Source organism: Bacillus sp. RC242 (assembly GCF_044908245.1).
In the GTDB taxonomy this organism is placed as follows: domain Bacteria; phylum Bacillota; class Bacilli; order Bacillales; family Bacillaceae_G; genus Bacillus_A; species Bacillus_A mycoides.
In genome coordinates, this window is sequence record NZ_JBIYCZ010000001.1 from 364,366 (window position 1) to 376,206 (window position 11,841).

Annotated in this window: 11 protein-coding genes; 2 read left to right on the top strand and 9 right to left on the bottom strand. The window is 36.9% G+C overall.

What is annotated here, in order from left to right; genetic code table 11:
- Window positions 1-4: 4 nt before the first annotated feature.
- From lpdA to ABH957_RS01975, 5 genes are all read right to left on the bottom strand, one after another.
- Window positions 5-1,426 carry a dihydrolipoyl dehydrogenase gene (gene lpdA, locus ABH957_RS01955; protein ID WP_002015090.1) on the bottom strand — a complete coding sequence of 474 codons (1,422 nt, stop codon included), beginning with the start codon at window positions 1,424-1,426 and terminating at the stop codon, window positions 5-7.
- Window positions 1,427-1,430: 4 nt separating this feature from the next.
- On the bottom strand, window positions 1,431-2,534 hold the full coding sequence (buk, locus tag ABH957_RS01960; protein WP_002088555.1) for a butyrate kinase: 1,104 nt from the start codon (window positions 2,532-2,534) through the stop codon (window positions 1,431-1,433).
- A gap of 87 nt (window positions 2,535-2,621) precedes the next feature.
- Window positions 2,622-3,722: a leucine dehydrogenase gene (locus ABH957_RS01965; protein ID WP_002015088.1), complete on the bottom strand. Its 1,101-nt coding sequence runs from the start codon at window positions 3,720-3,722 to the stop codon at window positions 2,622-2,624.
- Between the two features lie 35 nt (window positions 3,723-3,757).
- Entirely contained in the window at window positions 3,758-4,657 is a 900-nt protein-coding gene (gene yqiS / locus ABH957_RS01970; protein ID WP_002190640.1) for a phosphate butyryltransferase, read from the bottom strand.
- A gap of 195 nt (window positions 4,658-4,852) precedes the next feature.
- Window positions 4,853-6,925 (bottom strand): sigma 54-interacting transcriptional regulator, encoded by a 2,073-nt coding sequence (locus ABH957_RS01975; protein ID WP_404510619.1) that lies wholly within the window; start codon window positions 6,923-6,925, stop codon window positions 4,853-4,855.
- Between the two features lie 137 nt (window positions 6,926-7,062).
- Here ABH957_RS01975 and ABH957_RS01980 point away from each other — a divergent pair, with 137 nt between their 5' ends.
- Complete coding sequence (locus ABH957_RS01980; RefSeq protein WP_001190193.1) at window positions 7,063-7,296, top strand: DUF2627 domain-containing protein; 234 nt, start codon at window positions 7,063-7,065, stop codon at window positions 7,294-7,296.
- A 51-nt stretch (window positions 7,297-7,347) separates the two neighbouring features.
- Here ABH957_RS01980 and ABH957_RS01985 read toward each other — a convergent pair whose 3' ends face one another.
- Window positions 7,348-8,076, bottom strand: a complete 729-nt coding sequence (locus tag ABH957_RS01985; RefSeq protein ID WP_002033957.1) for a glycerophosphodiester phosphodiesterase — start codon at window positions 8,074-8,076, stop codon at window positions 7,348-7,350.
- A gap of 50 nt (window positions 8,077-8,126) precedes the next feature.
- On the opposite strand from ABH957_RS01985, the gene ABH957_RS01990 reads away from it, so the two are divergent.
- On the top strand, window positions 8,127-8,273 hold the full coding sequence (locus ABH957_RS01990; protein ID WP_001247671.1) for a YycC family protein: 147 nt from the start codon (window positions 8,127-8,129) through the stop codon (window positions 8,271-8,273).
- A 240-nt stretch (window positions 8,274-8,513) separates the two neighbouring features.
- On the opposite strand, the gene ABH957_RS01995 is transcribed toward ABH957_RS01990, so the two are convergent.
- The 3 genes from ABH957_RS01995 to spoIVB all read right to left on the bottom strand — a co-directional run bounded on the left by ABH957_RS01995 (window position 8,514) and on the right by spoIVB (window position 11,748).
- A complete protein-coding gene (locus tag ABH957_RS01995; protein WP_404491078.1) occupies window positions 8,514-9,077 on the bottom strand; it encodes a PRK06770 family protein in 564 nt (187 codons plus the stop codon).
- A gap of 297 nt (window positions 9,078-9,374) precedes the next feature.
- The gene (gene spo0A, locus ABH957_RS02000) at window positions 9,375-10,169 is read right to left on the bottom strand and encodes a sporulation transcription factor Spo0A (protein WP_002015081.1); all 795 of its coding nucleotides are present in this window, start codon (window positions 10,167-10,169) and stop codon (window positions 9,375-9,377) included.
- 286 nt (window positions 10,170-10,455) lie between these two features.
- A complete protein-coding gene (gene spoIVB, locus ABH957_RS02005) occupies window positions 10,456-11,748 on the bottom strand; it encodes a SpoIVB peptidase (protein WP_002015079.1) in 1,293 nt (430 codons plus the stop codon).
- Window positions 11,749-11,841: the final 93 nt, after the last annotated feature.

Consider the following 11,841-nt stretch of genomic DNA (forward strand, 5'->3'; position numbering starts at 1 on the left):
ATTTTTATGCGTGTAACGCTCTTCCATCTACAGCAAGTGCCGCTTCACCAATCGCCTCAGATAATGATGGATGCGGATGAATTGTATGTGCTACTTCCCAAGGTGTTGCATCAAGTACTCTTGCAAGACCAGCTTCAGAAATCATATCTGTTACATGTGGTCCGATCATATGAACACCGAGAATGTCATTTGTTTCTTCATCAACTACAAGTTTTACAAAACCGTCTGATTCTCCGTATACAAGTGCCTTTCCGATTGCACGGAATGAGAACTTACCTACTTTTAACTTATAGCCTTTTTCTTTTGCTTCTTGTTCTGTTAAGCCGACAGAAGCAACTTCTGGACTACTATATACGCATTTTGATACCATAGAATAATCAATTGGTGCAACTTCTTTACCAGCGATATGTTCTACTGCAACAATTCCTTCATGAGAAGCAACGTGAGCAAGTTGCAAGCCACCGATTACATCTCCAATTGCGTAAATATGAGATTCCTTCGTTTGATAAAACTCATTTGTTTGAATGTATCCTTTTTCCACAACAATATCTGTGTTCTCTAAGCCCATATTTTGCGTATTCGCTTGTCTTCCTACAGATACAAGCATTTTTTCTGCTTTAAATGCTTTGTTCTCACCGTTATGTTCAGCTTGAATTGTTACTCCATTATCTTTTACCAATGTTTCTGGTAATACTTTTGCACCAGTTACCACTTTAATACCTTTTTTCTTGAATAGACGTTGCATTTCTTTGGAAACGTCATTATCTTCTAGTGGTAATATGTTTTTCGCATATTCTAATACAGTAACTTCTACACCGAAGTCAGCAAGCATAGATGCCCACTCAATACCAATTACACCGCCACCAACGATAATGATTGAGCTAGGAAGCGTTTCCATTTTTAGGGCATGATCCGAAGACATTACATACTCTCCGTCTAACTCTAATCCTGGTAATGAATTTGGACGAGAACCTGTTGCAACAAGTACATTTTTTGGAATTAACATTTCATTCTCTTCTCCACTTGCAAGTTCAACTGAAATTGTACCTGGCATTGGAGAGAAAATAGATGGGCCAAGAATACGGCCAATACCTTCAAACACATCAATTTTACCTTGTTTCATTAAATGCTGAACGCCTTTATGAAGCTGCGTTACAATCTTCTCTTTACGCTCTTGTACTTTAGCAAAGTTTAGTTCTACATTACTTGCAATAACTCCGAACTCTTCTCCTTTTTTAGCAGTTGCGTATACTTCCGCACTACGTAAAAGAGCTTTACTAGGAATACATCCTTTGTGTAAACAAGTACCACCAAGATTTTCTTTTTCAACAAGTGCAGTTTTTAACCCTAGTTGTGATGCACGAATAGCAGCAACATATCCACCAGTACCGCCGCCAACGATGACTAAATCATATTCTCTTGCCATTATCTCAACCCCTAGCTACTGTTTGTTTTTCTCGTACAATATATTCTTTTGGAGCTTCTTCTTCACGTAATACACGAAGTGCTCCTTCTGCTAACGCTTGTAATTCATCTTCTCCTGGATGTACGATAACATCTGCAATCCAGTGAACACGTTCTTTTATTTCATCGACAAGAATTTTACTGTACGCAAGTCCACCAGTTAATACGATTGCATCGATTTTCCCGTGAAGTACAGCACTAGCTCCGCCAATCTCTTTTGCAACTTGATACGCCATTGCTTTATAAATAAGAGTTGCTTCAGGATCACCTTTTTCAACCATTTGTTCTACTTTAATTGCATCGTTTGTACCGATAAGACTTACAAGTCCACCTTGTCCGACAAGTTTTTTAACCATTTCGTCTCGGTAATACTCACCAGAAAAACACATTTCAACTAATTGTCCTACTGGTACTGTACCAGCACGCTCTGGACTAAATGGTCCTTCTCCGTTTAAGCCATTATTAACATCGATAACTTTTCCTTTTTTATGAGCACCAACTGTAATACCACCGCCCATATGTGTAACTAATAAATTTAAATCCTCATATTTGTGATTTAATTCATCTGCCACTTTACGAGCAACTGCTTTTTGATTTAATGCATGGAAGATACTTTTGCGTTCCATACCAGCAATACCACTTATACGAGCAATTGGCTCCATCTCATCTACAACGACAGGATCCACAATGAATGCAGGAATGTTTAATCCAGAAGCGATTTCATATGCTAAAATGCCTCCAAGGTTTGAAGCGTGATGACCGCTAAACCCATTTTTTAAATCTTCTAACATCGCATCGTTTACTGTATACGTACCGCCTTCGATTGGACGAAGTAATCCACCACGCCCACAAACAGCGTTTAATTTTGAAATGTTAATACCATGAGAATGTAGAACTTCTAAAATCGTTTCTTTACGAAACTCATATTGGTCGATAATTCGCTTATATTTTCCAATCTGTTCTACGTCATGACGAATAGTTTCTTCTAGAACGGGTCTTTCATTATCAAAAACACCAATCTTTGTGGATGTACTACCTGGGTTAATAACAAGAATTCGATTTACAGACAATGTTGCTACCTCCACTAATAAATTTAAAAGGAAGTGGAAACCTCATAAGAGGTAACCACACCTTTTGTAAAAGTTATATATGAATGATTAGCGACGGCTAATAATGTCGTGACCGTTGCGTAAGTATGTGCTACGAGAGTTTTTCAAGCTTGCAATGCGCTCTTCAGCTAGACGATCTGCTGCTACATAAGTTGCTATGCCATCGCGTTTTGAAATTTCGATTACTTTTGCAATTGTGTCATAAATAGACTCAACACGTTTTAATGCACGTTCTCTATTGTATCCATATAATTCGTCTGCTACGTTAATTACGCCACCTGCATTAATAACATAGTCTGGTGCGTATACAATACCCATTTCATGAATAAGGTCGCCGTGACGATCTTCTTTTAATTGGTTATTTGCAGAACCAGCGATTACTTTTGCTTTAAGTTGTGGAATAGTTTCATCATTAACTGTTGCGCCTAATGCACATGGTGCGTAAATATCACATTCAACACCGTAAATTTCATTTGGCTCAACTGCTGTTGCACCGAATTCTTCTACTGCACGTTGTACAGCTTCTTTATTAATATCTGTAACGATTAATTTTGCTCCTTCAGCGTGTAAATGTTTGCATAGGTGATACGCTACGTTACCAACACCTTGAATAGAAATTACTCTTCCTTCTAGGTTATCTGTACCAAATGCTTCTTTTGCAGCTGCTTTCATACCACGGTAAACACCGTATGCAGTTACTGGAGATGGGTTACCAGAAGAACCGAATGATGGTGAAATCCCTGTTACAAAATCAGTTTCCTCATGGATAATATCCATATCATCTACTGTTGTACCAACATCTTCAGCTGTAATGTAACGTCCGTTTAGTCCTTGAATGTAGCGTCCTAATGCACGGAACATCGCTTCGCTTTTATCTTTACGTGGATCACCGATAATTACTGTTTTTGCACCACCTAAGTTTAAACCAGCTGCTGCATTTTTGTATGTCATCCCTTTTGCAAGACGCAATGCATCTTCAATCGCCGCTTCTTCAGAATCATATGTCCACATTCTTGTTCCACCAAGAGCTGGTCCAAGTGTTGTATCATGGATTGCAATGATTGCTTTTAAACCAGATTCTTTATCTTGACAAAATACCACTTGCTCATAATCATATTTTTCTAAGTATTCGAAGATTTCTAATGTCATTGTCGTTTCCCCCTAATTGTTTTACCCTATTTGGTTTATTTTGAAGCAGTCGCAACTGCCAATGCTAATGAATATACTTTTGTTTCTGCTGAATCAGCACGTGATGTTAAAACAATCGGTGCTTTAGCGCCAGCAATCATCGCTCCTACCTTTGCATTTGCAAAATAGACGAGTGATTTATATAGCACATTTCCAGCTTCAATCGTTGGGACGAGTAAAATGTCTGCCTTACCTGCTACATCACTTACTATGCCTTTATGTTCTGCTGCAATTTGTGATACTGCATTATCTAAAGCAAGTGGTCCATCAACGACACAATTTTTAATTTGTCCGCGGCGATTCATTTGAGTTAACATCGCTGCATCAATTGTCGCTTGCATCGCAGGATTAACAACCTCTACCGCTGCAATTGGCGCTACCTTTGGCAAATCAATTCCTATTGCCTTGGCAACTTCTACAGTATTTTGTATAATAGCAGCTTTTTGTGTTACATCAGGTGCAATGTTCATCGCTGCGTCTGTAACAAAAATAAGACGATCGTAATTTGGAACTTCAAACGCTGCAACATGTGAAAGCACGCTGCCCTTACGAAGTCCCCACTCTTTATTTAATACAGCTTTCAAAATATTTGCTGTTGGGATGTTCCCCTTCATTAGCACATCTGCTTCGCCATTGCTTACAGATTTAACAGAAAGTTCTGCAGCCTCAGCACTTGACGCTGCTGCAATCACTTCAATATGTTCTGAAGTTTGTAACCCATGCTCTTGTAGCATCCCTATTATTTTCTCTTGATTTCCATATAGACGAAATTGAGCTAGCTGTAACTTGATTGCTTTCGCTACAGCTTCAATTACTTCATGATCTTCAGCTACTGCTACAGCCACAGTTTTTTTAGGCTGTCCTGCTGCTTGATCAATTAAGTGTTCTAACTTCATATTTTGTAATCAACCCTTTCCGTCGTCCCTCGTCTATTCATTAAGCAAATACCGTGCCAACTTTCAAAAGTGGTCTTACCAATAATGAAAACGCATTCAAAATGCAGTGAAATCAATACTTTGTAAAACAACGAAATATTCTGTCTCGTTTTGTCGCTTTTTGTATACCACGCAATAAATTGCACGGTACGCAATTTATTGCATGCTATTTTTTGCACAGTTATACTTTTCTAGCTTGTAATATAAGTTTCGAACTGAAATTTCTAACGCTTTTGCAGTCTTCGTTTTGTTCCCATCAAATTTCTCTAAATATTCACGGATAATATTCCCCTCAAATTCTGTCACTAGGTGTTCAAGGGCCTTCTCTTCTAATTCAGGTAATAAATTATTTTGTTTCGTCTCTACTTGTTCTTCTTTATGTAAAGGCGGTAAATGATGTACATCAATATATATTTCGTTATAATTCATAAAGATAATAGCTCGTCCTAAAATATTTTCAAGTTCCCTAACATTCCCTGGCCATTCATATGATTGTAAATACGAAACGGCTGAATCGGTGAGTCCTTCTACATTACGACCATAATCTTGATTAATTTTTTGAATTAACCTTTCTGCAATCGCTGGTATATCTCCTTTACGCTGACGAAGGGAAGGAATTTGAATCGGGATTTTATTTAAACGATAATATAAGTCCTCTCTGAACTCTCCTTCTAGAATGCCCTTTTCTAAATTCACATGCGTTGCTGCAATTACCCGGACATTAATAGGTATCGCTTTCGTTCCCCCTACTTTCACAATTTCTTTTTCTTGTAGCACACGAAGGAGCTTCGCTTGCGTATTTGCAGATAACTCTCCGATTTCATCTAAAAAAATACTTCCATTATTCGCTTCTTCAAAGAATCCTCGTTTCCCGCCTCTTTTCGCTCCAGAAAACGCGCCTTCCTCATAACCGAATAATTCACTTTCTAATAAGGTCTCAGAAATAGCAGCACAGTTTACTCGTACAAACTTATTGTATTTTCGATTACTACTGTTATGAATAGCGTGTGCAAATAACTCTTTCCCCGTACCAGATTCCCCTCTAAGTAATACTGTTGCCGGTGTATTCGCTCCAAGTTTTGCTTGTTCAATAGCTGCCGTCGTTTCATCTGAATCACCAACAATATCATCAAATGAATATTTTGCTTCTAACGTTCGAATAATTTGTCTTGCCCTATTCAATTCATTTGTTAACTTTTGAATTTCTGATACATCGCGAATTACCCCGACGCTCCCTTTCAATATTCCATCGACAATAACCGGTGCTACGTTTACAATTACATCTCGCTTTTTTTGCCCAATCTTCATATGTATTCCTCGTACCGCTCGGCGCGTCCGAAGTACTTTCATATGCATACTTTCACCTTCCACAATATCAGTTGTAGCCGGCTTCCCAATAATTTCTTCTTCAGTCAAACCCGTTAACTTCGTATAAGCAGGGTTTATAACTAGTCCTCTTCCTTTCTCATCAACAACCGAAATTGCTTCCTCAGATGAGTTAATAATCGCCTCAAGTAGCGTTTGAATTTCTTTTAAGTCTGTAACTTCTTCCGCTAAATCTACAACTTCTGTAATGTCTTTAAAAATCGCAAATGCCCCTTGAACCTCTCCACCTTCTTTTAATATCGGAATACGCGTTGTAATAATCTTTTTTTCATTCTCTAACGTCAGTTCATGATTCACTTCTATTTTTTTCGTGCGTATAATACGAAGCAACTTACTCGTTGGAATAACTTCTAAAATATATTTCCCTATTGCTTCCTCTTTTTTATATCCAGTAATACGCTCTGCGCTTTTATTAAACAGACGAACTTGTCCCTCTTGGTCTATAACAATCATACCGTCATGCGTTGAATTTAAAATTAAATTCCCTTGTTGCGTCTGTTCTTCTAGCTTTCCAATTAAGCTTTCCTTCTCATGCGCTAGTCTCGTAACAATTTTTGCAATATCCCCTGGTATAAGAAGGGTGTCTTTATGCTTGCTTCCCAATAAAACTTTATGTAAATCATAATCACCTGTCATATCAAACATTACATCAATATGCATAGAAAGAAACGGAGTTACACTATCACCAATCGGAACCCCATATTCCTTTGCGATTTGTAATCCTTTCGCAATTGGATTACTATCAATAACTCCTATAATTTGAAATATATTCGAATTTTGCAACAGACTCAGCAGTGTACTCCCACCTTCACCTGCTCCAACAATTAACACATTTTGTTTCATACATTACACTTCCTCTCGAAGTATCTCTGCAAAATTTTTCACATTCTTATCTTACTCGTTCAGCAACCTCTTGACAAACCCCCATTCCATATAACATCATTAAAATACACAAAATAATCTGAAAAGGAGCGTTATATATGCAGCGTTACCTCGCTCTATTATTAGCACTCATCCCCATTTCATTAGCCGTGCTTGGTATTAAACTAATGAGAGATACTGTATTTGGGATTTTGTTCTCCCCAATCCCTATATTATGGTTACAATTTTTAATCGGCGCTCTTTGCTTCGCACTCGGGTTTTATATCTTCGGCGGCTTCGTCTTACACAGAGATCGTAAGAGAAATAAAGTACAAGCACGCTTCAGAAGATAAAACAAAGTTTTCACATATCATAAATAAAAAATGAGACCATTATATTAGGTCTCATTTTTTTATCGGTAATAAAGTTCTTGCTGTTTCAGGATAATCAGTAATAATCGCTGATATATTCATATCAAAATATTTACGCATAAGCGTTTCTTCATTTATCGTGTAAGGACGAACCTCCACACCACTTCCCATCGTTAATTCAGCGATAGCATCTTGAAGATAACGATAATTCGGATGTACTGCAGTAGCACCCATCTTTTTTGCATATGCCCATGGGCTATGCAAACCTTCACGATACAAAATAGCTGTTTGAATATCAGGAGCCATCATATGACATCGCTTCATACTGTAGTGATTAAAAGAAGAAAACACAATCCGATCCTCTAGACTAAACTTACGTACAAGTGTTATAACCTCTTCTTCTAAACCTCTGTATGGGATTTTATTATTTTTCAGTTCAATATTGAGTAGCAATTTCGTTTTTGCGAGCCATTCTAACACCTCTTCTAGAAGAGGTATTTTGCAAAAACCTACTTTGTCACCGAATTTATAACTCGCATCCAACTTACATAAATCCTCATATAAATAATTTCGAACCGCACCTTTTCCATTTGTTGTCCGATCCACCGTTTCATCATGAATAACGACAACTTTTCCATCTTTCGTGAATTGAACATCGAGTTCAATTCCATCTGCCCCGAAAGCCTCTGCTGCTTCAAATGAAATCATTGTATTTTCCGGATACGTTCCCGCCGCACCACGATGCGCAAATATAAGAGTCATCCTCACTCCCCCAATCTTATGCTATACTATACGAAAAAGGAGGTACTTCTATGAGACCATTACAAATTTCTCCAGACACTGCAGTCCGCCTATCAAAAGCGTTAGGTGTTCCACTTGAACAACTTATGCATATGCCACAGCATATTTTAATCCAAAAGTTAGTTGAATTAGAAAAACAAAATAAAGACGAAGAATAATATAGTCCTGTTTTGCAGGGCTTTTTATTATCATCTATTATATCATGGATGACTTCCCCGCTAAAATCCTTTAATAGATGTACTACGATGCGATTTAGCCTTTACTTCATCATTTAATAATGAATTATATATCTTCTTTTTTGTTACAAGTCATAAAGAAAGCAGAATATTTATTCACAAGTCACCATTGCCCCCTTAAAGCAAGGTAATAAAAAAACTAGAAGCCCTTCATATTATTTTTTATTGAATGTGCGGAGTATCCCCTGATTCGTATAGTTCTTTCGCTTTTTCCTCCCCGAATGTAGTTAAAATATAATGTTGCTCTTCTACCGCATCCATCGCTCTAGTGGCTTTACAAACATTACCCTCTTGAGCATCCGAGAAAAAATTGTGATCTTCTACAATTTTACTAAAATCTTTTTTCGCCCATCTATCAGCAATTGCTACAAGCTCATTTTTCTTCGCAAAACTACTCTTATTTATGATTTTTTTTAATTTTTCAGCGTTATTTTGAATCATTGGGATGGATCCCGATTTTCGTTCTGCCACTACTTTTTGATGAGTCATGTGATACATCGCTGTAATGACTTCGCTTTCAGTAGAATTTTCAGTAACATAAACATCAACAAAGACTCCATCTACCTCTCTACCTACTATCGTTGGGTCTTCTTTTTTATCTATTTGAGCACTCATTTCTTTATCTACTGGATTATCGGCAAGCTCTAACATTCCAAATGTAACTGCAACAGCAAGAACTCCCATAGCTGCTACTATTCCTAGCCAAGTTAATATTTTGTTTTTCATTTTCCTTCTCCCTCTGTATACCTATTTAATTATCTTAAAAAACTCACTTATATGTAATATTACTAAAAACAGGTTTTATTTTCCATAATATCAAACAACCCTTTTTATCTACCGAAATAATTTTGATAAAATCGATATCACTTCTCCCTCTTTTTCTCAACAAAATAAAAAGACCAACGAATTCTAAAATTCATTGGTCATTAAATAAAAGTTTATTGGTTTTAAAATTGATATCGAGTATAAATTTCAAGAATTATTAAGCTCTACTAAAACTTAAATCCCTTACTACTTTTCCTCTCAGCTAGCCTTATGTTCAAGTCTCAGCTTATCCGCAACCATTGCGATGAACTCGGAATTCGTAGGTTTTGCTTTTGACATGGATACAGTATAACCAAATAAGGACGAAATAGAATCAATATTCCCACGGCTCCAAGCTACTTCAATTGCGTGACGGATTGCGCGCTCGACACGGCTTGCTGTTGTATTATATTTCTTTGCAATATCTGGATATAATACTTTCGTAATAGATCCTAGTAATTCGATATCATTGTACACCATAGAGATTGCTTCTCGTAAGTACATGTACCCTTTAATATGAGCGGGTACACCAATTTCATGAATGATACTTGTAATACTCGCATCTAAGTTTTTCGGTTTTCCATCGATTGTTGTTGCTGATCGGAAAGATGGTAATGGACGTTTAATAGTAGCACTTTCCTTACCACTAACTTGACGAATATGACTTGTTAAATTCTCCATATCAAATGGTTTTAATATGAAATATGATGCCCCTAAATCAACCGCTTTTTTCGTCACATCTTCTTGTCCGAATGCTGTCAACATAATAACGCTAGGTTGTCTTAACCTTTCAATATGTCGCATTTTCTCTAGCACAGCTAGACCATCTAAATGTGGCATAATAATGTCTAAAACGAGTATATCAGGCTGCTTTTCTTTCAATAAGTTTAAACATTCTTGACCATTGTAAGCAATTCCGATAACTTCCATATCATCTTGGGCAGCAACATAACTCTCTAGCATCGATACCAATTCTTTATTATCATCCACAAGACATACTTTAATTTTCTCCACAGTTTTTCCTCCCTTACCGAATCGATTCTTCCGACATGTGTAAGCTTCTAGGCTACATGAATTGTTCGACAATTGTGTGAAAATTCCCTTTAAAGTTTCTTACTTTCCGATAAAATCACAAAAAAATATGTTTATCGTTCATTTTTTTACTTTCGCAACACATTCCATCATAGAATTACAGCGAAACGTTCAACCCTTTGCTTATATCTTACAACAAAAAACAGCTCTTGCGGAGCTTTTACAAAATTTCAACGAATTTTTCAAAAGAAAAGCGAGCTAATATGTATTAGCTCGCTTTTTTCTCTTGATCATAAATATTAATTCCAGCCTCATGTAACATCCATTCAATATGAACACCGTATCCTGACGTTGGATCATTTACAAATACATGTGTAACCGCACCAATTACTTTCCCATTTTGTACAATCGGACTTCCACTCATTCCTTGTACAATACCACCCGTTTTTGCTAGTAAACGTTTATCTGTCACTTTTATAACCATACCTTTTGTAGCCGGGAACTTTTGTGGTACCGTACTAACAACTTCAATATCAAACGCTTCCACCTTATCTTGATCAATAACTGTTAATATTTTCGCTGGCCCTTCTTTTACTTGATGGGATAATGCGATAGGCATTGCTTTATCCATTATGCCGTTTGTCATATCTGTATTTAATTTCCCAAAAATACCATACGGGCTATTTATTGTAATATTACCAATCACTTCACGATCCGGTGAAAATCTTGCTAATTTTTCTCCCGGGTTCCCGTGACTTCCTCTTTCAATAGACGTTACTGTCGAACGCATAATTTGTCCATCTTCTACTTGAATTGGCTTTTTTGTATCATTATCGGAAATCACATGACCAAGCGCTCCATATTTCATGGAATCTGGATGTACAAATGTCATCGTTCCGATACCAGCTGCTGAATCACGAATATACAGTCCAATTCGGTAAGAGGATTCACCATTGTCTTTTTGTGGTGTTAGCTTAGCACGAATATATTTTCCATCTCTTAATAAAACAAGATTAAGCGGTTCACCTGTTTCTCCACTATTATGAATAAATGGTGCTACATCACTCATTCTTTCAATTGTTTTACCATTGATTTCAGTAATCATATCTCCAATCTGTACACCAGCTGTTTCACCAGGAGATACTTTACCCTTTTCAGTTTGAATTAAATGATGGCCTACAACAAGTACACCTTTTGTGTTCAATTTTACACCAATCGATTGTCCACCTGGAATAACTTTAAAATCTTTTAATACTTTCACATTTACTTTTTTCACTGGAAAACCAGCAAGTTGAAACACCATATCAGCTTCACCATTTTGGTGAGAATTTACCATAAGTTCTTGTTCATTTGAACTTACAGTAAACACATTACGATTTGTAGATGCAGCCTTAAAAACTGGTAATGATGCTATTTCTGATTGTTGTCCTTCAAAAACAACAAGTTGCTTCGGAGATGAAATAAACGTTCGAAGCGGTTTAAAACATCCAATAAAAACTAGAGAAACAAGGAGACAAAGACCTATTATTTTTCGAAATCTTTCTAATTTCAATTTGTTCACTCTCCTCGCTCCTACCCCACATTCAGCCTCTTGGCTTCACTTTTTAATCTCTCCTTGCAGCGCTTTATTTATAACCGGAAGAATTAAGAAATC